23 protein-coding genes, 1 tRNA gene and 1 pseudogene are annotated in these 24811 nt (G+C 41.0%); 5 read left to right on the top strand and 20 right to left on the bottom strand.

Annotated elements, in window-relative coordinates; all coding sequences use genetic code 11:
- Nucleotides 1-70: 70 nt before the first annotated feature.
- From K1T76_RS04285 to K1T76_RS04275, 3 genes are all read right to left on the bottom strand, one after another.
- Nucleotides 71-1096, bottom strand: a complete 1026-nt coding sequence (locus K1T76_RS04285) for a substrate-binding domain-containing protein (protein WP_230244202.1) — start codon at nt 1094-1096, stop codon at nt 71-73.
- A gap of 474 nt (nt 1097-1570) precedes the next feature.
- Nucleotides 1571-3103 (bottom strand): pyridoxal phosphate-dependent decarboxylase family protein, encoded by a 1533-nt coding sequence (locus tag K1T76_RS04280; protein WP_230244200.1) that lies wholly within the window; start codon nt 3101-3103, stop codon nt 1571-1573.
- Nucleotides 3104-3107: 4 nt separating this feature from the next.
- Entirely contained in the window at nt 3108-4481 is a 1374-nt protein-coding gene (locus K1T76_RS04275) for a diaminobutyrate--2-oxoglutarate transaminase (protein WP_230244198.1), read from the bottom strand.
- A gap of 494 nt (nt 4482-4975) precedes the next feature.
- Here K1T76_RS04275 and K1T76_RS04270 point away from each other — a divergent pair, with 494 nt between their 5' ends.
- Nucleotides 4976-5680 (top strand): SIMPL domain-containing protein, encoded by a 705-nt coding sequence (locus K1T76_RS04270; protein ID WP_230244190.1) that lies wholly within the window; start codon nt 4976-4978, stop codon nt 5678-5680.
- A gap of 137 nt (nt 5681-5817) precedes the next feature.
- Here K1T76_RS04270 and proB read toward each other — a convergent pair whose 3' ends face one another.
- Both proB and cgtA read right to left on the bottom strand, forming a co-directional pair.
- Complete coding sequence (gene proB, locus K1T76_RS04265; protein ID WP_230244188.1) at nt 5818-6951, bottom strand: glutamate 5-kinase; 1134 nt, start codon at nt 6949-6951, stop codon at nt 5818-5820.
- A 27-nt stretch (nt 6952-6978) separates the two neighbouring features.
- Nucleotides 6979-8193 carry an Obg family GTPase CgtA gene (cgtA, locus tag K1T76_RS04260; RefSeq protein ID WP_230244186.1) on the bottom strand — a complete coding sequence of 405 codons (1215 nt, stop codon included), beginning with the start codon at nt 8191-8193 and terminating at the stop codon, nt 6979-6981.
- Nucleotides 8194-8346: 153 nt separating this feature from the next.
- On the opposite strand from cgtA, the pseudogene K1T76_RS15025 reads away from it, so the two are divergent.
- Nucleotides 8347-9072, top strand: a pseudogene (locus K1T76_RS15025) (MFS transporter); the annotation flags it as partial.
- On the opposite strand, the gene K1T76_RS04250 reads toward K1T76_RS15025, so the two are convergent.
- The 5 genes from K1T76_RS04250 to uvrB form a co-directional block, all read right to left on the bottom strand.
- Nucleotides 9073-9426 carry a winged helix-turn-helix transcriptional regulator gene (locus K1T76_RS04250; RefSeq protein ID WP_230244182.1) on the bottom strand — a complete coding sequence of 118 codons (354 nt, stop codon included), beginning with the start codon at nt 9424-9426 and terminating at the stop codon, nt 9073-9075.
- Between the two features lie 198 nt (nt 9427-9624).
- Entirely contained in the window at nt 9625-11082 is a 1458-nt protein-coding gene (locus K1T76_RS04245) for a glyceraldehyde-3-phosphate dehydrogenase (protein WP_168418170.1), read from the bottom strand.
- Between the two features lie 348 nt (nt 11083-11430).
- Nucleotides 11431-12354: an EamA family transporter RarD gene (gene rarD / locus K1T76_RS04240; protein ID WP_230244180.1), complete on the bottom strand. Its 924-nt coding sequence runs from the start codon at nt 12352-12354 to the stop codon at nt 11431-11433.
- Between the two features lie 261 nt (nt 12355-12615).
- Nucleotides 12616-13224 (bottom strand): lipocalin family protein, encoded by a 609-nt coding sequence (locus tag K1T76_RS04235; protein WP_168525707.1) that lies wholly within the window; start codon nt 13222-13224, stop codon nt 12616-12618.
- Nucleotides 13225-13389: 165 nt separating this feature from the next.
- The gene (uvrB, locus tag K1T76_RS04230) at nt 13390-15417 is read right to left on the bottom strand and encodes an excinuclease ABC subunit UvrB (protein WP_154320884.1); all 2028 of its coding nucleotides are present in this window, start codon (nt 15415-15417) and stop codon (nt 13390-13392) included.
- 233 nt (nt 15418-15650) lie between these two features.
- On the opposite strand from uvrB, the gene K1T76_RS04225 reads away from it, so the two are divergent.
- Entirely contained in the window at nt 15651-16439 is a 789-nt protein-coding gene (locus tag K1T76_RS04225) for an A1S_2505 family phage non-structural protein (RefSeq protein WP_230245618.1), read from the top strand.
- 56 nt (nt 16440-16495) lie between these two features.
- On the opposite strand, the gene K1T76_RS04220 is transcribed toward K1T76_RS04225, so the two are convergent.
- Nucleotides 16496-16675, bottom strand: a complete 180-nt coding sequence (locus K1T76_RS04220) for a hypothetical protein (protein WP_168418167.1) — start codon at nt 16673-16675, stop codon at nt 16496-16498.
- 217 nt (nt 16676-16892) lie between these two features.
- Here K1T76_RS04220 and K1T76_RS04215 point away from each other — a divergent pair, with 217 nt between their 5' ends.
- Complete coding sequence (locus tag K1T76_RS04215) at nt 16893-18128, top strand: pyridoxal phosphate-dependent aminotransferase (RefSeq protein ID WP_004971708.1); 1236 nt, start codon at nt 16893-16895, stop codon at nt 18126-18128.
- 198 nt (nt 18129-18326) lie between these two features.
- Here K1T76_RS04215 and K1T76_RS04210 read toward each other — a convergent pair whose 3' ends face one another.
- Nucleotides 18327-19154 (bottom strand): DMT family transporter, encoded by an 828-nt coding sequence (locus K1T76_RS04210; RefSeq protein WP_230244179.1) that lies wholly within the window; start codon nt 19152-19154, stop codon nt 18327-18329.
- A 139-nt stretch (nt 19155-19293) separates the two neighbouring features.
- On the bottom strand, nt 19294-19752 hold the full coding sequence (locus K1T76_RS04205) for a hypothetical protein (RefSeq protein ID WP_230244178.1): 459 nt from the start codon (nt 19750-19752) through the stop codon (nt 19294-19296).
- 249 nt (nt 19753-20001) lie between these two features.
- Here K1T76_RS04205 and K1T76_RS04200 point away from each other — a divergent pair.
- Nucleotides 20002-20077 (top strand) — tRNA-Asn (locus K1T76_RS04200).
- A gap of 275 nt (nt 20078-20352) precedes the next feature.
- Here the strand turns inward: K1T76_RS04200 and K1T76_RS04195 are convergent.
- The 7 genes from K1T76_RS04195 to K1T76_RS04165 are packed head-to-tail and all read right to left on the bottom strand — an operon-like array spanning nt 20353 to nt 24803.
- A complete protein-coding gene (locus K1T76_RS04195; protein WP_230244177.1) occupies nt 20353-21006 on the bottom strand; it encodes a tRNA-(ms[2]io[6]A)-hydroxylase in 654 nt (217 codons plus the stop codon).
- 45 nt (nt 21007-21051) lie between these two features.
- A complete protein-coding gene (gene pdxJ, locus K1T76_RS04190) occupies nt 21052-21777 on the bottom strand; it encodes a pyridoxine 5'-phosphate synthase (RefSeq protein ID WP_230245617.1) in 726 nt (241 codons plus the stop codon).
- 11 nt (nt 21778-21788) lie between these two features.
- The gene (recO, locus tag K1T76_RS04185) at nt 21789-22502 is read right to left on the bottom strand and encodes a DNA repair protein RecO (RefSeq protein ID WP_230245616.1); all 714 of its coding nucleotides are present in this window, start codon (nt 22500-22502) and stop codon (nt 21789-21791) included.
- A gap of 8 nt (nt 22503-22510) precedes the next feature.
- Complete coding sequence (locus tag K1T76_RS04180) at nt 22511-22711, bottom strand: NF038104 family lipoprotein (RefSeq protein WP_230244176.1); 201 nt, start codon at nt 22709-22711, stop codon at nt 22511-22513.
- Between the two features lie 22 nt (nt 22712-22733).
- Nucleotides 22734-23762, bottom strand: a complete 1029-nt coding sequence (era, locus tag K1T76_RS04175) for a GTPase Era (RefSeq protein WP_168418160.1) — start codon at nt 23760-23762, stop codon at nt 22734-22736.
- Nucleotides 23759-24460: a ribonuclease III gene (gene rnc / locus K1T76_RS04170; RefSeq protein WP_230244175.1), complete on the bottom strand. Its 702-nt coding sequence runs from the start codon at nt 24458-24460 to the stop codon at nt 23759-23761. Before rnc ends, era begins: the two co-directional genes overlap by 4 nt.
- The gene (locus K1T76_RS04165) at nt 24432-24803 is read right to left on the bottom strand and encodes a DUF4845 domain-containing protein (protein WP_230244174.1); all 372 of its coding nucleotides are present in this window, start codon (nt 24801-24803) and stop codon (nt 24432-24434) included. Before K1T76_RS04165 ends, rnc begins: the two co-directional genes overlap by 29 nt.
- Between the last annotated feature and the right edge of the window lie 8 nt (nt 24804-24811).

Genomic DNA, 24811 nt, shown 5'->3' with positions numbered 1-24811 from the left:
CTTTGAAAAAACATTTCTTAGCAAAAAGCCGATGGCAGGTCATCCCTGCCATCAGCTGTTTTAACTCAAATTACTTAACCGCTTTACCAGCTTTGAAGTTAGCAAGAACTTGTGCACGCTCTTTGTCAGACATAGAAATTAAGCCTGCTTTGTCTAACTTAGAACCTTTACCAGATACTTTTTTGCTCAAGAAGTATTCAGTAAATTCTGGTAAGCCTTTGATTGATTTAAGGTGCTCACCTTTCACGTAGAAGAACAATGGACGTGATACAGGGTAAGAACCATTTAAGATTGTGTTTTCAGATGGTGCTACGTTGTTTACAGTTGCAACACGTAAACGGTCACGGTTTTGGTCATAGAAGCCTAAGCCAAATACACCTACTGCGCTTGGAGAAGTTTTCAAACGTGCCAGTGTTTCTGTGTAGTCACCCGCGATTTCGATTACACGACCATCCTTACGGAAAGTAGTACACGCTTTCTTTTGCGCATCTTTGTCTAATGCTTTGATTGCAGCATAAGCTTCACAGCCTGCATCAACCATTTTCTCTTGGAACACTTCACGTGTACCGTGGTTAGACGCTGGAATTACAAGTGTAATAGGCTCGTTTGGAAGTGTTTTGTCAATTTGGTTCCAACGTGTATATGGGTTAGCAACCATTTTACCTTTAGATGGTAATTGAGCTGCAATTGCTGCATATACATGGTAAGGCTTTAATTTGTAAGCCGCTTTGTTTGCGTTAGAAGCAAATACGATACCGTCGTAACCAATTTTAATTTCTAAAACTTGGTTTACGCCTGCTTTTTTACAAGCAGCTAATTCTGAATCTTTAATTTTACGAGATGAGTTCGCGATGTCGATAGTGTTGTCACCCACACCTGTACAGAACTGCTTCAAACCACCTGAAGAACCGCCAGAACCAACAACTGGAGTTTTAAATTGTGGGAAAGTATTACCAAATTCTTCTGCTACAATACTAGCGTATGGTAGAACGGTTGAAGAACCCGCAATTTGGATGGTGTCACGAGCTGCGTTTGCAGTTGTTGCTACAGCTGCTGCAGATACGGCTAAAGCAATGGCGATGTTAGTAAAGCGCATTCTGTTCTCTCTCATTTATGCAAATTCGGAGTACGTCACTTATTATTAAGTTTTGTACTTATTTCGATAACTGCATTGTGGTTTTATAATATGACAGGCATGTTACAGCTTTGTTACGCTTTGGTGATATTTGCTTTTCGTATCTAGAATAATTTTTAAATCATTTAAAATCAAAAACTAACAAAACATTAGAGTGCTTATTTTTTTCAGTATTTAAATTTCAAATTGTAATAATTCATGCCAATGTCATCATTAGTTATAGTTTTTTCTTCCAAAACTGATGATTTATTCGCCAATTTCGTAATTTTTATGACATCTGCAGTGCATTATTTAAGCCAAAAACACCTAATCCATCACAAAAATTCCAGCAAGAACGGTACAACACTTCACTGCAACATTTTTAATCAGACACAAAAAAAGCCACCGTAGTGACTTCTTTTGTTGTATTTCATAACAATCTGAATAATGAAAGCATTAGTCGATTGCTGGTGTATATGTACCTGCAGCAATTGCATCTTTAATACGTTCTGCTTCAGTTAAGACCAAACCAAGTAAGTTCTTCACGTTGTCTAATGTTGCAACAGGGCTTAAAGTCGTCATTTTCAATGATTGGACATTGCCTACTTTGGTTACACCAATATTAGCTTCACCACGCGCAAATAATTCATCTGCCACGTTTTGGTTCAAGCTATCCAAGTACTCTACAGGATAAGCTTCAGGCACAACACGGAACAATACAGAAGCAAACTGAGGCTCAACCAATAACTCTAAACCTGCCGTTGCTTTAATATAGTCAGCAACATCACGAGTTAAGGTCACACCATGGTCAATCATTGAACCGTAGAGCTCTTCACCTAAGGCTTCAATAGTCATCCAAAGTTTCAACGCATCAAAACGACGTGTCGTTTGTAGTGACTTAGACACAAGGTTTGGTACACCGTGTTCTTCATCATACGCAGAGTTCAAATATTCTGCTTCATAGTGCATGAAACGATAGTTCGCTTCATCTTTCAGCAAGAACGCACCGCACGAAATTGTTTGGAAATAATGCTTATGGAAATCAAGTGTTACAGAATCTGACAACTCAATACCATCAAGCATGTCACGATGACTGTTAGAAAGAATTAATGCACCACCCCAAGCTGCGTCAATGTGCATCCACGCGCCGTATTGATTGGTGATGTCACGAATCTTTCTGAGTGGATCAATCGCACCTGCATCGGTTGTACCCGCAGTCGCAACCACACACGCAACGATCTTACCTTCAGCTTTTAAATGTGCCATGGTTTGCTCAAGTGCAACTACATCCATTTGCGCATTTTCATTGACCGGTACAGTCACAACTGACTGGAAGCCCATACCCATCATCGCCATGTTTTTTTGCACAGAGAAATGTGCATTTTCAGAACAGATGACTTTCACATTACGCATTGCATCGCTTGGAATACCATCACGCTGAACAGACCACGGATTACCATTTTCGTCTTTCCAGTTCTTTGCAATACACGCATCACGCGCTAAGAGTACACCCATCAGGTTAGACTGCGTACCACCTGAAGTGAACACACCTGCTTGACCTGCACCATAGCCAACTTTTTGACGTAACCAGTCAATCAATTGTACTTCCATCAATGAACCTGCAGGGCTTTGATCCCAAGAGTCCATAGATTGGTTAGTTGCATTGATTAACACTTCTGCAATTTGACTTGCCACCATAGTTGGGCAATGCAAATGTGCCAAAGAATGTGGATGATGAACTTTTAAACTTTTGTTTAAGAAAAGCTCAACCATGCGTTCCAATGACTTTTGTACACCCAAGCCTTCTTTTGCAGGTTGGAAAGAAATCGCTTCACGCAATTCTTTAATGCTGCCGCCTGTGTACATTTTGTCATTTTGCAACCATGCCGCGACTGCTTGAGTCGCTTGCTCCATTGCTGCACTGTAGTCAGCAATGGATTGAGCATCATTGCAGAGTAACGCTTTACGATGTTCTGCAAAATCTACCATAAACTTATGCGCCTCGAACTGCGACTAACGCTTCAGCAACTGCTTTCTTGAAGCGAGCGATAACTTCTACACACTCTTCTTGAGTAATGATCAATGGGCAAAGTAAACGGATCACCGTACCACCACGACCACCTTTCTCAAGCAACAATTTATTGTCAAAACATGCAGCCTGAACAGCAGCAGCCAATTGAGAATCTGCTGGATAAGCACCTAAACGATCTTTTTCTTGGCGTTCATCTACAATTTCGATACCAATCATTAAACCGCGACCACGCACGTTACCAATACATGGGAATTCAACAGCTAATTTTTTCAATTCAGCTTGTAAGAACTCACCACGCTCTTGTGCGTTTTGTGCCAAGTTTTGTTCTTTAATGGTTTTAAGTACCACAAGACCTGTACCCATTGCCAATTGGTTACCACGGAAAGTACCCGTGTGACCTGCTGGCTGCCATGCGTCAAACTTACGTTTAATGGCAAGTACAGCTAATGGCAAACCACCACCAACAGCTTTAGACATGACAACAACGTCTGGCTCAATACCTGCATGTTCAAAAGCAAACATTTTACCTGAACGTGCAAAGCCCGCTTGAACTTCGTCTAAAATTAAAACAATGTTGTGCTTTTCAGTCACTTCGCGGATTTTTTTCAACCATTTAACTGGTGCAGTTACTACACCGCCTTCACCTTGAATTGCTTCAAGAATTACAGCTGCAGGCTTAGTTACACCGCTTTCTACATCTTCAATGAAGTTTTCAAAATAATACGTTAAAGCATCTACACCCGCTTCACCGCCAATGCCAAGTGGGCAACGGTATTCATGCGGATATGGCATAAATTGAACGCCAGGCATTAAACCATTGACTGCGTTTTTCGCAGACAAATTACCTGTCATTGCCAATGAGCCATGTGTCATGCCGTGATAGCCGCCTGAGAAGCTGATGACTGAGCTACGACCTGTATAGGTTTTTGCAAGTTTGATTGCCGCTTCTGTGCCATCTGCACCAGTTGGACCACAGAACTGTAAGCAGTATTCTTCTTGACCACCCGGCATATGTGAAAGTAACGCTTCAGTAAAAGCATCTTTCAAAGGTGTCGTTAAATCTAGGGTATGTAATGGTAAGCCACTCGCTAAAGTGTCTTGGATGCTTTGAACCACCGCAGGATGATTATGGCCCAATGCCAAGGTTCCTGCCCCAGCCAAACAATCTAGGTACTCAGTACCTTCAACATCGGTAACCCAACAACCTAGTGCTTTCGCTATCGCTAACGGTAATTTACGAGGATAACTACGCACATTCGATTCCATCTGACTTTGGCGAGTCAAGTAGTATTCGTTTGTGGAATGGTTGGCAGGGTTTACAGAAGTAACGCTCATATCGAATTACCATCTCTGATATGGGTTGAAAGAAATAAGTCTGGTGACTTGCGGTCCTTTGACTCGGTGCTTTTTTGATCTAGCGAGATAGAGTTTTGCTCTTCAAGACTAGGAAGCGGGATAATACCTAATTTTTATAGAAAATAAACAGGTTTAACCCAAATAATGCCTAATTTCATCGAAAAAACATATCTTGCAAATGCTTCGATTGAATTATCATCTTAGATTGTGACAAAGGAAAGAAAATATAACTCTTTCCACTTCCTTTATACGTTTTTTTGCACAATCTCTCAAGTCATGCGGCATTTATTTTCAAAACAGTATAGATCATTATTTTTATTGAATTTTATACAACAATATGCACGTCAATTTTTAACATCTACTTTACAAAGCCACCACAAATTCAGCTAAATATCCTCACAAAGCAAAGTTAGAATTTAAAACAGTTAAAAAACGCTTTTAAAATCTCGATAATTTGAACAAAAGGTCAGAATATGCGCTTACTTTCTCTCGCTGCTACCCTGTGGGCTGTTGGTGCTGCAAGCACTGCTTTTGCCCAACAAAATGAATCTTTAAATTACAATATTGTCAATGTTCAAGCCGAAGCTACACGCGAAGTTTCAAATGATCAAATGCACGCTGTGTTATATATTGAAAAAAGTCACAAACAGCCTGCCGAACTTGCATCACAAATTAATCAGTTAATGAGCCAAGCCATTGCAACTGCACGTAAGTATCCACAAGTGAAAGTTGAAACCGGTTCGCAAACCACCTATCCAATTTACGACAATGACAGTCGTAAGTTAAAAGAATGGCGTGGTCGTGCAGAAGTGCGTGTGCAAAGCACCGATTTTAAAGCGGCAAGCCAATTGGTGAGTGAGCTACAACAAAACTTCCAAACCCAATCAATTAATTTTAGCGTGTCGGATGCACAACGTAAAAAAGTTGAAAATGAGCTGATGGTCGAAGCGTCTAAAAACTTCCAGCAACGTGCGCAGATGTTAAGTCAGGCATGGAATAAATCGGGCTATAACTTAGTGAATTTAAACCTGAATACCAATTCTTATTTCCCACAACCTGTGATGCGTGCCAGCATGGCTAAATTTGCAGTCGCAGAATCGGCAGTAGCTGATCAAGATATGGCAGCGGGTGAATCTAAAATAACCGTTAATGCGAACGGAACAATTCAGTTTAAATAAAAATTTGAATTTACCTAAAACAGCTCATCAAGATTCATTTACTTGAATCATCTGAGCATATAAAAATCCCGCGAGGCAAACCAAGCGGGATTTTTTAAAACTTAAATTTAATTCAAAGCTTAAAATGTAAGCAAAATTTAGTAGATCGCCATGTGGTTGCGGTGAATCATCTCCAGTGAACGTGCTTCACCTAAGACTTGATACACCTTGTCCGATGCCAAACCTTTGACCAAGTCTGCAGAGCGCGAACTAAAGTTTACACGTCCCACTGCGACACGATGGCCTTGTGTATCTACACATTCCACCACATCACCACGGTCAAAATGCCCTTCTACCGCTTTCACACCCACTGGCAATAAACTACGGTGGTTTTCTTTAATGGCTTTTACTGCACCATCATCAATCACCAAACGACCTGCGGTTTGCAAGTGAGCCGCCAACCATTGCTGATGCGCCGCAATACGGTCATTGTCGGTAATGAATAGCGTCCCCAACATTTCACCCGCCATTAAACGCGCCAACACGTTATCACTTTCACCACTGGCAATTAAAGTTGGACAACCCGATTTAGCCGCTAAACGCGCTGCACGGACTTTGGTTAGCATGCCGCCACGCCCGAACTTGCCGCCACCGCCTGCCATATCAAACAGACTATCATCCAAAGCACGTACAGTATGGAACAGTTTCGCATTAGGATTAGAACGTGGGTCGGAGTCAAACATGCCTTGCTGATCGGTCAAAATAATCAACAAATCGGCATGTACCTGTCCTGCGACCATTGCAGCTAGAGTGTCGTTATCGCCAAAACGAATTTCATCGGTAGAAACCGTGTCATTTTCGTTGATAACTGGAATCACGCGCCATTCAATCAGGTTTTGCAAGGCATCGCATGAGTTTAAATAACGACGACGATCTGCCAGATCATCGTGGGTTAATAGGACTTGTGCAGTTTGAATCTGGTGCTTTTCCAGCACACTTGACCACGTCTGAATTAGCCCCATTTGACCAATCGCAGCGCAAGCCTGAAGACTGGGTAGATCGGTGGGTCGCTGATTAAGTTTCATTCGCACCATCCCTTCAGCCACAGCTCCCGATGACACCAAAATAATTTCGTGTCCAGCATTGTGTAGATCTGCGATTTGTCCCGCCCAATGCGAGATGGCATCCAAATCTAAACCTTGCCCATTGGCTGTGAGTAAAGATGATCCGATTTTAACAACGATTCGTTTACAACCCTTGAGCTGACGTTGCCCATCTACCACTTCTATCATCTTGTCCTCAGTCACTTTTTATAGCGCTTAGCGTACGTAGTACACTTCTACTTCGCCATCTTCACCATCATCGTCTTCATCCTCATCGCCCAAAATACCTGCAAGACGTTGCTGACGACGCATCTCACGATACGCTTCTTTCGCGGCAATGGTTTGTTCACGTGTTTCAGCTTCCAGCTGATCACGGAATGATTTCATTTCAGCTGCGTACTCAGGATCTTCAATTTCGCGTTCACGTTGTTGCTCAATTTGATCCATCAAGTAATATACGACTTGTTGTGTACCCTCAGACATTAAGCCTGAAGTTTTGAACACAGGGCCATCCCACTGCAATTCTTCCAGAATGTGTTTACACCATTCTTCACGTGAATCTTCAGGGATTTGATCAAGTTTATTCAACACCAATACGATTGGTAATTTGGCCAAAGTTGGTGAGAATTTTTCCAACTCTTGCAGAATCGCTTTGGCATTGTACACAGGATCAGAACCATCAATAGGTTGAACATCCACAATGTGCAACAAAATACGAGTACGCGCCAAGTGTTTCAGGAAGCGAATTCCCAAACCTGCGCCTTCTGCTGCACCTTCAATTAGTCCTGGAATATCTGCCATGACAAAAGAACGATGACGATCTGCATCCACCACGCCTAAATTTGGCACCATGGTGGTAAATGGATAGTCAGCAACTTTTGGTTTTGCCGCAGACACGGCACGAATAAAGGTCGATTTACCTGCATTAGGCATGCCCAGCAAGCCTACATCGGCAAGGACTTTCAACTCCAGACGGATTTCACGGAATTCACCTTTCGCGCCATGCGTGAATTTACGCGGTGTACGGTTTGTAGATGATTTAAAGTGAGTATTCCCTAAACCACCATCACCACCTTGAGCGACCAATACTTTCTGACCACTTTCGACTAAATCTGCAATAATATCGCCAGAGTCTGTATCTACAATGGTTGTGCCCACTGGAACGGTCAAAACGACAGATTCACCACCACGGCCTGCACAGTTTGCGCCCGAACCGTTTTTACCACGTTCAGCACGAAATTTACGGGTATAACGATAATCTACAAGGGTGCTTGCGTTGTCGTCAGCTTGAATAAAAATGCTGCCGCCACGACCACCATCACCGCCATCTGGTCCACCAAATGGTACAAATTTCTCTCGGCGAAAACTGGCTACGCCATTGCCACCGTCGCCAGCCTCTACGGTAATGACTGCTTCATCAACAAAGCGCATCTTGCCAATCCTCTAAAAACTTTAAAAGCCGTATATTCTGCCATATTTTAGAGAATTTCTCGAATTATATTTATGCAATCACATACACAACTACTTTTTCATGCTTGGTTGTTCAAAACACTTGTTGCTTTGGGCAATGAGAAGATCGTTTTTTCTTATACAGGTTTTGTATCGACGTATTAGTCTTGGGAAGCAGTCTATTTCGGTAGCGGCATCATCACCCTACTTTTATGCGGGCTTATTATGGACAAAACTTCGCTTTACAGCTGCCAATAAAAATTTGACTATGGCAGGTATTTATCGTTCTTTGATTCAGTTAGCTGTGACCCAACCATATTTAATTCATAGCGCGTGCGGATGTGCTTTGGTCTTTGCCATTTTGTCCTTGGTTTTTACTTCCATAACTTTTGTTTTAGTCAATCTGCCTTATCATTTTAGTGATTTTCTAGTTAGGCTTTTGGTTTATTGGGTGTGATTGGAATTTTCTCGTCAAGTTGGTCTAGTGAAACGGTAGGCAAATGTCATGAGAATTTTGTCGCAATGTTATGTATTGGCTTGATGTTGTTTTCTTGCATTCCACTCTTTTTTGCACAGCAGAATATTATGGCTTATGCAGTGGGCGTATTGATGAGTTATTTTGGCCTCACTGCATTTCACGTACTGAATCAGAACTTGGTGTATCGAATTGATGCTACCGCACGCTCACGTATTAATGCCGTATATATGACCATTTATTTTTCTGGTGCAGCACTTGGTTCTCTGACGGCGGTCTACGCATGGCAGCACTGGGGTTGGATGGGCTGTGTCGCGAGTATTTTAATATTTGCCGTAGGTATTTTATTGATTGATCGTTATGATTTTAGACAGCAAGAAAGATAATTATTCTGACAGAGTCTGATTGATATTTTTTTCAAAATAATCAATCAACTGATTAACTTTTTCTGCAATTTGTGAACCTTCAAACGTAAGTTGATACTCCACTTTAGGTGGTACGGTTGGATAGACAGTGCGTAAAATCAAACCATCTTGTTCTAAAATTTTCAGGGTTTGTGCCAACATTTTTTCACTCACCCCTTCAATGCGCTGTCTTAACTCACTAAAGCGATGTAAACCCTCACTCAAACAATGCAGCACCAACATCGACCATTTATTGGCAAGGTGTTCTAACAAAATACGAGATGGACAATCTTTGGCAAGGACTTGTCCGAGTACATGACTGCTGGCATATTGCATAACTTAATCCTTGTGTAGATTGACCTTAAAAGTTGAATTAAAAATCAAGCTTACTTTTAAACATAGACTTTATTTTTGTAAGTTTAGAATAACTTATTTTTCCAAAACTTCAAATATCTATCATACGCTTTAAGCATAGAAAAAATGTATAAAAAAAGAGCCTTAAAAAGGCTCTTTTTCAAATTCTGATGTTACAAATTATGCATTTGTTTCAGCAGGAATTTTTGGATAACTTACGCCGCCCATTTGCTCAGCGATACGTAATACTTGACAGCTATAACCCACTTCGTTGTCATACCAAACGTAAGCAGTTAAACGGTTGCCAGAAGTAATGGTTGCTTGCGCGTCAAATACACCCGCAGTACGTGAACCAATGAAGTCGCTTGAAACCACTTCAGTCGAGTTGGTATAACCAATCTGACCTTGAAGGTTAGAGTGAATTGAAATTTGACGAATATATTCGTTTACTTCTTCACGATCTACTTCTTTCTCAAGCGTTAAGTTCAAGATAGCAAGTGATACGTTTGGCGTTGGAACACGTACAGAGTTACCTGTTAATTTACCTTGCAATGCAGGCAATGCTTTCGCAACTGCTTTTGCTGCACCAGTTTCAGTAATAACCATGTTCAAAGTTGCCGCACGACCACGACGATCTGCCTTGTGGTAGTTATCAATCAAGTTTTGGTCATTGGTAAATGAGTGCACAGTTTCAACGTGACCATTCACAACAGTGTATTTGTCATGCAACACTTTTAAAGTTGGTGTGATTGCATTCGTTGTACAGCTTGCTGCAGAAATAATGGTATCTTCATCAAGAATGTCAGCTTGGTTTACGCCGTAAACCACGTTCTTCATGTCGCCTTTACCTGGTGCAGTTAAAATTACGCGTGCAGCACCTGGGCATTGAAGGTGTTGAGCAAGACCTTCTGCATCACGCCATTTACCTGTGTTGTCAATGACTAAAGCATTGTTGATGCCGTAAGCTGTGTAATCTACTTCAGATGGGTTAGATGCATAGATCACTTTGATGAAGTTACCATTTGCGATAATGGCTTCATTTTCTTCATCTACAGAAATAGTGCCTGCAAACGGACCGTGAATAGAGTCACGACGTAGCAAAGATGCACGTTTTTCTAAATCACCGTCAGATGATTTACGTACCACAATAGCTTTAAGGTTTAAGCCACGACCAAGACCTGATTGACCAATGATTAAACGTGCAAGAATACGACCGATACGACCAAAACCGTAAAGAACAACATCTTTGCTTTCTACAGTTGTTGGGTTACCTGCTAAAGATTTCACAGCGTCTGCAACAAATGCATCTACATCGCCGCCTTTTTCTTTATATTCAACAGCAAGTTTACCCAAGTCAACTTCTGCTGAACCAATGTTCTCTACTTTGGTTAAAGCTTCAAGAATTGGGAATGTGTGAACAACTGAAAGTTCTACATCCATCATACGAGTACGACGGTGTGCTTTCAAAATTTGGATCACAGAACGGTTAACTAAAGAACGACCAAATACTGAAACCATGATATTTTTTTCACGGTACAACTGACCGAGTAAAGCAATCATACGTTCCGCGATTTCTTCACGGTTTTTCCAGCGACCTTGGTGCTCTGCGTGTAGGGCGATGATAGTCTCTTTGCTCACAGATACGTCCTCTAATTAATTGTATATCTAGGCATGAATTTCAAAACCCGATAATTGTAATGGAATTGTCGTCAAGATTGAATCAAAAGCTGGCATTGACCCGACTATTTTCTTATATATTCACTATAAATCCATAAAATAGTTGTAATTATTTTTGTGATTTTACTTTTTTCATTCAAAGTTCAGTTTTTCAGGCCAAAAACTTGGCAGGTATATTTAAGCTTTATCTGCATTTTCTATACCTTAAATTCAAAAATGATCTTTTTTTCAAACTAAGATGTATCGGCAAACCTTTAAACCATCTTCTTTGTATGTCTACAGAAGTATGCCAATAGATTTTTAAGATATTTATCGCTCTGATTGCTGCTCTATCTTCTGCTGTAAATCTTGCTGATTCTGTTTTTGCTTTCTTAAATGCAAACAACCTTCCATTACCAGCAACGCCACCGCCAACCAAATTGGAATATAGGTCAGCCATTCCCCTGCTTCTATTCGCTCACCCAATAACATTGAGGCAAAAGCCAACAGCACAGGTTCTAAATAACTCAATAAGCCAAAAATCACAAAAGGCAAATAACGACTGGCCAAAATATAACTACCCAGCCCTAATGCACTTAAAAAACCCAGTCCCAATACCGCCCAAATTAAATGGGTAAAATTTGCAATGACTTGCAAACTGTCACTATAGACAAAGGCCAAATACAGCGAAATAGGAATCACGAGCAGCAAATCCCACCAAAAACCACCCAACTGATCGGTTTGAAAGACACGACGTAAAAAGAAATATAAAGGATAGGCAAAAGCGACATATAAGGTTTCCCACGCCACACTGCCAATCCGCCAAATTTCGTGACTGACACCCAACACCGCCAAGGCAACTGCTGCCATTTGCCAAGTTGATAATTTTTCTTTATAGAGCACGCAACCGACCAAGACCATCACCAAGGGTAATAAGAAATACCCGAGAGATACTTGTAGACCTCGCCCGTTAATAGGTCCCCATAGAAATAGCCATAATTGCGTGGTGCATAAAAAAGAACTGGCAAGCAACCACAACAGTAAAAGTGGTTGTTGTTTAATGCGTGAAAAAATAGCGAAAATATGCTTAAAATCTCCCGACCACCACATAAATACGGTCAGGAATGGCAAGGTTGCCAACATACGCCACGCAAACGTTTCTTCGCTGTCTAAAGGCTTTAAGAGTTGGGTATAAAAGTACAACAGTCCAAAAGTGACCGATGCCAAAACCGATAATGCTACGCCTTTATACATCTACCCACTCCTGCCCAAGTGTGCATTATACCGATATTGTAATGACAGCATATTGACTGCTTAAAATTTTGCAAAGAAGTGCATCATTTTTCTACATTTTTAATAGAATTATTTTACTGCATGTTCAAATCTAAGATTTTTTTCACACATAAAAAACCACGCAGTCTGTGCGTGGTCCATCCATCTTTAAATTATTAAGCTCGCTATTTAACTGAGCAGGTTATCATGCTTTTAGCTATGGCTTAGCTCTTCTATTTCACTTTATTCTTCAGCTGACTTTTTCTTTGGTGTATGTTGGGTATAAATCACATCCCCCAAATCATAGCCCAATGATTTAGCATAATTCAGATATTCCGTAACCACAGCCTGATCGGGCTGCGCGGTGCGCGACAGTACCCATAAATATTTACGGCGTGGCTCACCTACCAATACCGTTTGGTAATCTTCATCAAGTTTTAATACCCAATAATCACCGCGTCCTACAGGTAACCAGCGTACAACTTCAGGTAAAAAGCTGACTTTAAGTTTGCTGTTAAAAGGCGCATTTTGCACAAAAGCTTCACCCAATGCGCGCATTTGTTTGCCATCTTTTCCAGTACAACGGTTATCGACCTGCACATTGCCATTTTCATTTAAGGTATAGGCTGCGGTTACATTGGAAGCACATTTATTCTGAAAATAGAGGGGTTTTCTCGCCACTTCATACCAAACGCCTAAATATTTATCTAATTCGACTTTTTCTACCGTTTTCATCGGCTCATTGGTTTTGGAATAGGCCAAAGTGGCTGCACCTAAACCTATTAGTACCGCTCCACCTAGGGCAATTTTGGCGAGTCGTGCACCTGCAAACGGGAGTTTTTTAGCAGTCATACAATACCTCTAAGCTCTAATTTTAAAGTCAATTTCATTTATCTTCTTCAAAATAACCGCAAGCTTTTCAATTTACTGTATGGATATGTAAATATTGAAACTCAAATTTACATGCACGTAGTTGGACGCATAAAGCATTTACAATAATAAGGTAAAGCTGAAGATTTAGCCCGATTGCAGCATTTGTGCTTTTAAACGCAGAATTTCATCTCTTAAACGTGCCGCCTGTTCAAATTGCAATTCTTTAGAGGCTTTTAGCATCTCTTTTTCAAGCTTAGCAATGTGTTTTGCATACAGTTTAGGATCGGCCAAAATATGCTGTTCATCGGCACTCAAAGCACGGGTTTGTGCATTGATTTTTTCATCGACCTGTTCATCATTCAGCACTTCGCCCGTATCAATTTCTTTAATGACCTGACGCACGGCACTGCGAGGTGTAATACCGTGTAAGGTATTAAATTCAATCTGTTTAGCACGACGACGGTCTGTTTCATCTATGGCTTTTTGCATAGAGTCCGTAATGCGGTCTGCATATAAAATTGCTTTGCCTTTTAAGTTACGTGCTGCACGTCCAATAGTTTGAATCAATGAACGTTCCGAGCGTAAAAAACCTTCTTTATCGGCATCTAAAATAGCCACTAAAGAGACTTCTGGCATATCCAGACCTTCACGCAACAAGTTAATGCCAACCAGTACATCATGCACACCTGTACGCAATTCGTGAATAATTTTAACCCGCTCCACGGTATCAATATCTGAGTGTAAATAAGCCACTTGAATACCGTATTCTTTTAAATATGAGGTTAAATCTTCAGCCATGCGTTTGGTTAAAGTCGTGACCAACACCCGCTCATTCAGTTCTTTGCGTATATTAATTTCTGAAAGCACATCATCCACTTGCGTCAGCACAGGACGAATTTCTATTTCAGGGTCAATCAACCCTGTTGGACGCACCACTTGCTCTACAATTTGCTGTGATTTTTCCAATTCATATTGTGCAGGTGTGGCACTCACATAAATTGTGGATGGCACGATGCGCTCCCATTCTTCAAATTTCATGGGACGGTTGTCCAACGCACTTGGCAAACGGAAACCATAATTAACCAAGTTTTCTTTACGGGAGCGGTCACCTTTATACATTGCGCCTATTTGCGGCACAGTCACGTGTGACTCATCAATAATTAGCAAAGCATCATCAGGTACATAATCAAACAAAGTTGGTGGAGCTTCGCCTGCGGGACGGCCAGACAAATGTCGTGAATAGTTTTCAATGCCATTGGTATAACCCAATTGTTGCATCATCTCTAAATCATAACGGGTACGCTGTTCTATACGCTGCGCTTCCAGCAATTTGTCGTGTTCACGGAAAAACACCAAACGCTCTTTCAACTCTTCTTTAATGGTACCAATCGCGCGTTCCAGATTATCTTTAGGCGTAACATAGTGACTTTTAGGATAAATAGTCACGCGCGGCACTTTACGCACCAATTTGCCTGTTAATGGATCAAACCAACGAATCGAATCGACTTCATCATCAAATAATTCTATGCGAATAGCATGCTGATCAGATTCAGCAGGGAAAATATCTAAAATTTCACCACGAATACGGTAAGTACCGCGCAAAAACTCTAGCTCATTACGGCTATATTGCATTTCCACCAAACGACGGATCAAATCATCACGATTCACCCGATCACCTTGCACCACATGCAGCAACATGCTCATATAAGCATTGGGGTCACCCAAACCGTAAATTGCAGATACCGATGCGACAATAATGGCATCACGACGCTCTAGCAAAGCACGTGTGGCCGAGAGTCGCATTTGGTCAATATGATCATTAATAGCCGCATCTTTTTCAATAAAAGTATCGGAAGATGGTACATAGGCTTCAGGCTGATAATAGTCATAGTAACTGACAAAATATTCGACTGCGTTGTTCGGAAAGAACGCTTTAAACTCACCATACAACTGCGCTGCCAGCGTTTTGTTATGTGCCATAACAATGGTTGGACGCTGTGTTCGGGCAATTACATTGGCCATGGTATAGGTCTTACCTGAACCAGTCACCCCCAGTAATAGCTGATCGTGATAGCCCTGTTCTATCCCTTGAACCAATTTTTCAATGGCTTGTGGTTGGTCACCCGCAGGTTGATAGTTGGTGACTAAATCGAAAGGTTGCTTATCACTCACAAAGGCAGCTCTTTTGTTTGATGCGAACCTGACATTTTAGCAGACTTGCCTGCTGCCGGGGCAGCCGAATATGTAGGTGGGATGTTGCGCTTCTGCATGCAAAGCTCCTATTGCTGTTTCTGCCCTAAAATGTGCTATGACGAATTTAGCACTAAGCGCTGCTTTAAGGCTTGACCCATAGGCTATTCAAAGGCAACATGAAATTTCAGGACGACAACCATAAAAGCACACTCATGACTTACCAATATCACGACGAATCAATTATCAAAAGCCTCCCTGAAGATACTGTTTTCGTATTTGGCAGTAACATGGCAGGACAACATGCGGGTGGTGCAGCACGAACTGCCAAAGAATTTTTTGGTGCAGTAGATGGTGTGGGACGCGGTTGGGCAGGACAAAGTTTTGCCATTCCTACCATGAATGAACATTTACAACAAATGCCCCTTTCACAGATTCAGCACTATGTAGATGACTTTAAAACCTATGCCAAAAATCATCCTAAAATGAAGTATTTTTTAACTTCAATTGGCTGTGGTATTGCAGGTTATACCGTTGAAGAAATTGCCCCGATGTTTAAAGGCATTGCGCACAATGTAATTTTCCCTGCCTCATTCCGTCCTTTTGTTGAAAAAGCACTGCCTAAACTGACGCAAAAACTATTACATACCATTTACCGCGATTCAGTTATTTTCACCCCTGCCACCGATGAATTAATTGAAGTCTTGGCTTTGAGTGAAAATGAAAAAGCTTTAGCCAAAATTATACTGAACACACAAATGTACCCAACCGACAGTAATGGTCGTGATCGGGTCTTTGAAATTCAGGATATTTTGCACAACTTAAATGGTAAGGTATTTGAATTCCAGAGCAATTCTGAAGGGCCTATGCTATTTGGTGCCGCCATTTTAGCCTTATTGGAGCTGTATAATATCAATGAGCAAGACTTTAGCGATGTTTGGCAGGGCGTGCGTGAAATTTCACCACCTAAGCCTGCCAACAAAGCCCGTAAACATGTGCGTTAATCTGATAATTTAAAATTTTAAGACCATAAAAAATGCCACAACAATGTGGCATTTTTTTAGCGCTTACCCATAGAACGACGGGTTCCACGTGGTGGTGGCCAAGTTTTATCGGCATATTGCTCAGGTTTAGGACGCACCGAATTATGCACCGCCTCATCATTGTCTTGTGCTTTGTTCGGCATTGGGAATGGGAGATTCACCAATGGTTTTTTTGAAGTAGGCTGCTGCTTACCCATGACCATCACTCTAATAAAATTTGGCTTATTTTAAAGTTTTTTGCCGCATGATGCGAGAAACTTCCACATCACTTTCAATTTAAGCCGGTTTTTATAAGAAATTGGTCTAATTTGGTGATTTTTTATTAATTTGATAAATTTTAAACGACGTAGCCATCGAATTTAGGCTAAGATAATATGCTTTTTATTTTTTTATCCCTATAAGAAGGAATATGCCGTGGACGTACGTCTCTCTGATCGTGTCAATGCCATCAAACCGTCCCCAACACTTGCAGTAACCAATAAAGCCGCTGAACTTAAAGCTGCGGGTCATAACGTTATTGGTTTGGGTGCAGGTGAACCGGATTTCGATACACCACAACACATCAAAGATGCAGCTATTGCAGCAATTAATAACGGTTTTACAAAATATACTGCTGTTGACGGTACGCCTGGTCTTAAAAAAGCCATTATCGCAAAATTAAAACGTGACAATAATCTTGACTACCAAGCGAACCAAATTTTGGTGTCTTGTGGTGGTAAGCAATCATTCTTTAACTTGGCGTTGGCTTTGTTAAACAAGGGTGATGAAGTGATTATCCCTGCACCGTTCTGGGTAAGCTATCCAGATATGGTGATTATTGCTGAAGGCGTGCCAGTCATTGTGGAATGTGGTGAAGAACAACGTTTCAAAATCACGCCTGAACAATTAGAAGCTGCGATCACTGACAAAACACGTTTAGTGGTGTTAAACAGCCCATCTAACCCTACAGGTATGATCTACACCAAAGCTGAATTAGAAGCTTTGGCTGCTGTACTACGTAAATACCCTGAAGTATTCATTGCATCTGACGATATGTATGAACCAATCCGTTGGGATGATGAGTTCTATAACATCGCAACAGTTGCACCAGACCTTTATGACCGCACAATCGTATTAAACGGTGTGTCTAAAGCTTATGCAATGACTGGCTGGCGTATTGGCTATGCAGCGGGCCCTGCTAAACTAATTGGTGCGATGAAGAAAATTCAATCTCAATCGACTTCTAACCCAACTTCTATTTCGCAAGTTGCTGCAGAAGCTGCATTGAACGGCCCACAAGACGTACTTGAGCCAATGGTTGAAGCATTCAAACGCCGTCACGACTTAGTTGTAAATGGTTTGAATGACATCAAAGGTATTTCTTGCTTACCTGCAGATGGCGCATTCTATGCGTATGCAAACATCAAACCATTGATTCGTGCGAAAGGCTTAAAATCTTGCACAGAATTCTCTGCTTGGTTATTGGAAGAAACTGGTGTTGCCGTTGTTCCTGGTGATGCGTTCGGTTTAGGCGGTTTCATGCGTATTTCTTATGCAACTGCAGACGAAGTGCTTGTAGATGCGCTTGCACGTATCAAAAAAGCTGCTGAATCAATTGAAGGTGTAGATGAAGCGATTGCTTCAATCGAAGCTGAAAAAGCTGCCAAATAATCTAAACCTGTTTAGATGAACAAAACCCACGATTGAATCGTGGGTTTTTGTTTTAATTACGTTTTTTCACTCATCATTTTTCCTCATTTCTGAGGAGAGAGATCACAAATAACGCTTTTAAAAAGCCTCAAGATCATTTCTTGATTGATATAAAAATTCCAATACAAAAAAATCAAAACAACAGCAATCTAAACGGTTTTATACACGAGGTTTGGTTAAAATCACCATCAAAATACCACACAACACGATCAAGGTTGCCACGACCATCAACAGGGTGAGTTGTTCACCTAAAAAAATCACACCGCCTAAAATCGCCAAACACGGTACAGAAAGTTGCACAGTACTTGCGGTAATGTGATCAATTTTTTTCACAATGCTGTACCACAACACATACGCGCCAGCCGAAGCCAATGCACCCGACAACACTGCCAAAACCACACCCTGCCAAGTGATAAAACTTTCAGGTAAATGCCAAAGAAAAAATACAGCAACAAGTGGTGTCGCCAGAATGAAATTAGATAGAGTATTGGTTAAAGCATGCTGCATCATCTTTGCAGCAATACTGTAAAAACCCCATGCAATACCTGCCAGTAACATCATCAATGCATATTTGAATGTTGGCGTACTGGCTTCAGGCAATAGCAACAAAGCCATCCCCAATATAGCACAACCTAACCCGACCCAGCGCGGCAAAGTCATACGCTCACCATGCAAAATCGCATAACTGATCATGGTGATTTGCACTGCGCCAAATAGAATTAATGCCCCGATGCCTGCATCAATATGCAAATATGCCAACGAAAAACCAAGTAGATATACAGCAAGGCTTAGTGCAGATTTCCATTGGAATTGAATTGGTTGTTGAACTTGCAAAACAACATAGAATAGTCCTAAGCACACCGCCCCGCTGCCAACTCGGAGCAAACTAAAACTCATAGGATCAATTTGCTGTTGAGCCAATGCCAAACGACACAGCAAAGAATTTGCAGCAAATGCGAGCATGGCAATGCATATTTTAATCCACACGGCTGAATATCCTTTTCAAGCTGTTTGCAAAACTTTACCGCAGTTAATAACACTATTTTAGTCCCAGTCATTTAGCTCGATTCAATACAAATCTATTTGGCTAACAATGACGAATCATCTAGATTAAACCCTTTTTAGATTAAACACCGTTTTTCAACGCAGCAATTAGTTCTGATTTAGACACTGCAGGTTGTGATGTCGCTTTATATTCACATAAATAGCGAAAAGCAGAGTCTAATTCTACACGCAATGGTTTTTGTTCAGACACAGACCATACACGTGAACGGTTGCTCCCCGAAAGTGCGCTGCCCGCCAGTTGGTACAAATACAAATCATGATCACGCTGCAATGGTTTTTTGGTGCCGTTGTCTGGATGGTCTGAAAGCAATTGGCAGGTTGATTGAATGAGCCATTTTTCACTAAACCACAATTGTAATAAATCGCCCAGATACAAATCTTGAGGTGCAAAAGGCCAGACGTGAATATATGCACCTTTTACAGCAGTATAGTATTGTTCAGGCGTAGACAGGATAGAAAGATAATGTTCTTGATAATAAGAAAATTGAGAAAAAACATCAGAAATGCTGAGCGTATTCATTCGCTTACTCCGATTTAGCCATTTTAGTGCTGGCAAGTTGGGTTAAATCCACACTGTTTAAGATGCTACTTAAACGCTTCGTTCTGTTACTCAGACTAACAACCGATTTTGTGTAACGCAAGTTTTATGGGTGATTTTTTTATAAAAAATTTTTTTTGTTCAAATAAAAAGCATATAAAATTAAAATGAACGAAACATGACAATTTATGCTTGACCCTTGCTTAAATCTGCTTATAATCGCATTCAGATTCTCCCATAGCTCAGTCGGTAGAGCGACGGACTGTTAATCCGCAGGTCCCTGGTTCGAGCCCAGGTGGGAGAGCCAAATTCTAAAAAGCCCAAGCATAATGACTTGGGCTTTTTATTTCCTATAATTGATCGATGATATGGTCTGTAAATACCTAAGCAGCAATTCATGCCCTATACAAAAAAGATGAATTTTGCTTCCTAATATAGCAATACATTTTAATACGATTCCTAATCTTAGCCTTGATCATTTCTAAATGGCTTAGGCAAACCACAATCAAAATATCTCAGCGACAAATCGACTGATAAAAAACGGGACCGAAGTCCCGTTTTCTATTTAAAATGATCAACGGTTTAAGCTGCTTGTACTGGCACACCACTATGAAAACGAAACAGATGATCTGGACTCATAATTAAGTTCTTTTCCACTTCCCGTATATGTTGAATTCGCCCCTGAATATCTTCTTCTGGGTTTTTCAGTTTTGCCGTTTTTGCCACATCCAAAGCCAGCGCCAAATAATCTTCATAATGACGTGATTCTGATTTAAGCAAATAACGGTAATACTTTCCTAATTCTTCATCCACCAGTGGCGCAAGCGCATAAAAACGCTCGCATGAACGTGCTTCTACAAAGGCACCAATCACCAAAACATCAATCAATGCTTCGGGTTCATAGGTGCGGATTTCTTTACGTAAACCACCTGCATAACGCCCTGCACTTAAACCTTGCCACGTTTGCCCACGCTTTGCCATGAACTCTAGCACCTGCTCATAATGCAACATTTCTTCGCGTACCAACTGTGCCAGTTTGACCTGCAATTCGGTAAAAAAGCTGTAACGAAACATCAAGTTCATGGCTGTGCCTGCTGCTTTTTTCTCACAGTTGGCATGATCTTGCATCAAAATATCTAAATTATTTAATGCTTCGTTCAACCATTCTTTAGGTGTTTCACAGCCTAAAAATGCAATTACAGGCTGCATCAATTCATCATAATTTATGCTAGACATAACTTTTCAAATTTTATCTTTCAATCTTAAATATACAGATTCAAATTAACGCGCTGCATCAATTGCAGCTTTCATGCGTTTTACGGCTTGTTCCAAACCGACAAATACTGCATCACCAATTAAAGCATGACCAATATTTAACTCATGGATGTGCGGGATCGCAGCAATTGGGCCTACATTCTCTAAATTCAATCCATGTCCTGCATTAATCACCAAACCACGACTGGCTGCATATTCAACACCTTGCACAATACGGGTCAATTCAGCTTGCTGTGCAGCTTCATTTTCTGCATTGGCATACGCGCCTGTATGGATTTCAATGGTCGGTGCACCACACGCAACAGCCGCATCAATTTGTGCTAGGTCTGCATCAATAAAGAGTGATACATCACAACCAATCGCTGTTAATTCCTGGGTCGCCGCCTTAACTGCTGCAAAATTTCCCACTACATCCAAACCACCTTCAGTGGTTACTTCTTCACGACGTTCTGGCACCAAACACACATGCTGAGGACGAATTTCTTTGGCAAAAGCAATCATTTCTTCAGTCACGGCCATTTCCAAATTCATACGGGTTTTCAGCAATGGACGCATACGACGTACATCATCATCCTGAATATGACGACGGTCTTCACGCAAATGCAAAGTAATTCCCTCTGCACCTGCCTGTTCACAAACTAATGCGGCCTTCACAGGGTCTGGATAGTTCGTGCCACGCGCTTGTCTTAAAGTTGCCACATGGTCAATATTGACACCGAGTAAAGCCATAATAGGTTCCTAAATTACGCTTGGGTTTGAGAATTCTGAATCCACAATTGGCGACTTTTTAAGGGCCGATCACCCAACAGTGAACTAATCATTTGTCGATACAGCCGAGACAGTAATTGTAACTGCTCTGGGTTAAAATCCCTACCTTTTTCATAGTCGCACATACTCAGGATCTCTGCGCCAAGCAAATTTGCTGGTGATGCTTGCGCGGTTGGGATAAAACCATCATTCAGTTGAAAATGATAATACATGTTTGGCTGAATCGGCTCTTGGTTCGCATCGACCGAAAAATCAATGGCATAGCCTAATTCTTCCAATAAAGTATGTTCAAACTGACGCAAAATTTGTCTTAAGAATAGATTGGGATTTTCTTGACTAGATAAGTGTTGTAAATGCACCAAAGTCTGGTGATATTGCACAAAGGTTTCAGGCATTTCCACTTCGGCAGAACACAAGCGCAACACGATTTCATTTAAATAAAAGCCCGAAAAAAATGCATCGCCAAAGAAAAAAACGGGTTGATTAACAATTTCGAGTTTAGTGAAATTTTTAAGGTCTGATTTTCCTGAAGCTTGTATGCGAATCGGTTGATATTGTGGCGGTGGCATTTGTCTTAAAATACCATCGACCCGCCCATGTTCACGGGTAAACAAATGTACAATATGGCTACGTTCACGGTATTTTCGATGATGTATTAAATAACCATGCAAGATTTCATTACGCATGATTACGTTAATTAATCCTGTTCTTTAGAATGTTTTTGTTTTGATTCTTCTTCGTCATCACCATCTGGAATGACCGCGCCGACCACAGCAGCAGTGCCTTTCACCACGCCTTTTGTAGTTTTGTAGGCGACTTTTACGGGAACTGTCACAACTTTGTGAATACAACCTTGCAAGACCAACATACATGCCACAATGGCCAAGACTTTCATCATCACAGTTCCCTTTTCGTCAAACTTAGATATCACTATATCCTAAGCTTTTTAATGCACGTTCATCATCAGACCAACCACCTTTGACTTTCACCCAAAGCGTCAGCATGATTTTTTGCTCGAACATTTTTTCCATGTCAACCCGCGCATCCATACCAATTTTTTTCAGCTTTGCGCCTTTTTCACCAATCACAATGGCTTTTTGACCAGGACGATCAACAAAAATAGTGGCATCAATATAGGTACAAGGCGCTTTCATACGACCTGTCTTTTCATTTAAAACCGCATCTTCAGTTTTAAATGATTCGATTTGCACGGTTAAATCGTAAGGCAGCTCTTCGCCCAGTTGGCGCATAATCTTTTCACGGATAATTTCAGACGCTAAGAAACGCTCAGAACGATCTGTGATTTGATCTAGCGAATACAACGGCGGTTGGAATGGCAAATAGCGTTCAATCGTGTCACGCAAATGATCTAGGTTCGCACCGCGCAATGCCGATACAGGAACAATTTCGGCAAAGTTCATTAACTTGGCACGTTCTTGAATAATCGGCAAAGCCTGATTTTTATTTTCAAAGGTGTCGAGTTTGTTAATCACCAGAATCACTGGCATTTCTGCATTTTTCAGTTTTTCCAAAACCAGTTCATCATTTTGAGTCCACTTTTGTGCATCCACCACAAACAGAACTAAATTTACATCGCGCAAAGCAGAAGATGCAGCACGGTTCATCATTTTGTTGATGGCACGTACTTCTTTTTTGTGCATCCCAGGTGTATCTACAAACACAGCCTGAGATTTTTCACGGGTATCAATACCCACAATTTTATGGCGAGTGGTTTGTGGCTTACGTGAAGTAATTGAAAGTTTTTGCCCCAATAAGTGATTCATGAGGGTAGATTTACCCACATTCGGGCGACCAACAATTGCAACAAAACCACTGCGGAAATCAGATGGAATTTCAGTTCCCTGACCGCTAAAGAACTGGTTGATTAAGTCATTGGCGTCGTTATTCGACTCGTGATCAGCATCTACGTGATCGGAATGGATGGTCATTCAGACTTTTGCTCCAAGAATTTTAAAATATCTGCCGCTACTGCCTGCTCGGCAAAGCGACGGCTTGAACCTTCACCCTTCATTACAGGTAAACTATCGACTCGGCATTCCACAATAAAATGCTGATTCGGTGCATCACCCTGAATATCTACAACCTCGTAAACCGGGAGAGGTTTTTTACGTGCTTGTAAATACTCTTGTAAGCGGGATTTTGGATCTTTGAGTTGATCGGTTGGCTCAATGTGATCTAAATACGGGCTATACCATTTTAGCACAATGGATTGCAGCAAATTTAAATCGCTACTATCGACATAAATAGCACCAATAATCGCCTCTACGGTATCTGCTAGTATAGACTCACGATGATGACCGCCAGATTTCAATTCACCAGTACTGAGAATTAAATTTTGGCTGAGCTTTAAATCATTGGCGATTTTGCCTAAGGCTTCCTGACGAACCAAGGTTGCCCGCATACGCGTTAAACGACCTTCATTTTCGTGAGGATAGGCCTCATATAAATAATTGGCGATAATCATGCCCAATAATGAATCGCCTAGAAATTCCAAACGTTCATAATTGTGTTTATGACTCACCGAACGGTGAGTCAAAGCCATTTTAAGCAATTCAGGTTGCTTAAACTGATAACCGATTCGGTTGGCTAGACGGGTCTCATTTAGCTTGGACTGAGCTTTGATCAAAACTTTTCTCGAACTTCATTACAATATCAATATTCAATAAGAAAGGTTTTCTTATTTCATATTCTTTTTTCACTTCTAAACCATCTACGTTGGTCACTTGAGCCACATCTGCAAATTTAATATCGCGAATGTTGTTCATGCTTAAACGTTTGTCCATTTCACCAATAAACTGTTGTGGTGATAGATTTTTTGGCCCATTCAACAATTGCTCTTCAATTTGATTGTCCAACATTCGATCATCGAAATATGGTCCCCAAACTGCAACTGCTACTTTTGCCATAAATGCAAAACCAATAATTGCAATTAAAATTGCAATATACGATGCCCCTTGTTGATGACGCATTTTTTATT

The sequence above is a fragment of the Acinetobacter sp. PW68 genome (assembly GCF_020982655.1).
Lineage (GTDB): Bacteria > Pseudomonadota > Gammaproteobacteria > Pseudomonadales > Moraxellaceae > Acinetobacter > Acinetobacter towneri_A.
The sequence above is the reverse complement of the archived record's forward strand: the minus strand, read 5'-3'. Positions and strand labels throughout refer to the sequence as shown.

What these genes read in the sequence shown, in the direction of transcription:
- K1T76_RS04285 (WP_230244202.1), bottom strand. Translation starts at nt 1,096, where the DNA reads ATGCGCTTTACTAACATCGCCATTGCTTTAGCCGTATCTGCAGCAGCT.
- K1T76_RS04280 (WP_230244200.1), bottom strand. Translation starts at nt 3,103, where the DNA reads ATGGTAGATTTTGCAGAACATCGTAAAGCGTTACTCTGCAATGATGCT.
- K1T76_RS04275 (WP_230244198.1), bottom strand. Translation starts at nt 4,481, where the DNA reads ATGAGCGTTACTTCTGTAAACCCTGCCAACCATTCCACAAACGAATAC.
- K1T76_RS04270 (WP_230244190.1), top strand. Translation starts at nt 4,976, where the DNA reads ATGCGCTTACTTTCTCTCGCTGCTACCCTGTGGGCTGTTGGTGCTGCA.
- proB (WP_230244188.1), bottom strand. Translation starts at nt 6,951, where the DNA reads ATGATAGAAGTGGTAGATGGGCAACGTCAGCTCAAGGGTTGTAAACGA.
- cgtA (WP_230244186.1), bottom strand. Translation starts at nt 8,193, where the DNA reads ATGCGCTTTGTTGATGAAGCAGTCATTACCGTAGAGGCTGGCGACGGT.
- K1T76_RS04250 (WP_230244182.1), bottom strand. Translation starts at nt 9,426, where the DNA reads ATGCAATATGCCAGCAGTCATGTACTCGGACAAGTCCTTGCCAAAGAT.
- rarD (WP_230244180.1), bottom strand. Translation starts at nt 12,354, where the DNA reads ATGTATAAAGGCGTAGCATTATCGGTTTTGGCATCGGTCACTTTTGGA.
- K1T76_RS04235 (WP_168525707.1), bottom strand. Translation starts at nt 13,224, where the DNA reads ATGACTGCTAAAAAACTCCCGTTTGCAGGTGCACGACTCGCCAAAATT.
- K1T76_RS04225 (WP_230245618.1), top strand. Translation starts at nt 15,651, where the DNA reads ATGACTTACCAATATCACGACGAATCAATTATCAAAAGCCTCCCTGAA.
- K1T76_RS04220 (WP_168418167.1), bottom strand. Translation starts at nt 16,675, where the DNA reads ATGGGTAAGCAGCAGCCTACTTCAAAAAAACCATTGGTGAATCTCCCA.
- K1T76_RS04205 (WP_230244178.1), bottom strand. Translation starts at nt 19,752, where the DNA reads ATGAATACGCTCAGCATTTCTGATGTTTTTTCTCAATTTTCTTATTAT.
- K1T76_RS04195 (WP_230244177.1), bottom strand. Translation starts at nt 21,006, where the DNA reads ATGTCTAGCATAAATTATGATGAATTGATGCAGCCTGTAATTGCATTT.
- K1T76_RS04180 (WP_230244176.1), bottom strand. Translation starts at nt 22,711, where the DNA reads ATGATGAAAGTCTTGGCCATTGTGGCATGTATGTTGGTCTTGCAAGGT.
- era (WP_168418160.1), bottom strand. Translation starts at nt 23,762, where the DNA reads ATGACCATCCATTCCGATCACGTAGATGCTGATCACGAGTCGAATAAC.
- K1T76_RS04165 (WP_230244174.1), bottom strand. Translation starts at nt 24,803, where the DNA reads ATGCGTCATCAACAAGGGGCATCGTATATTGCAATTTTAATTGCAATT.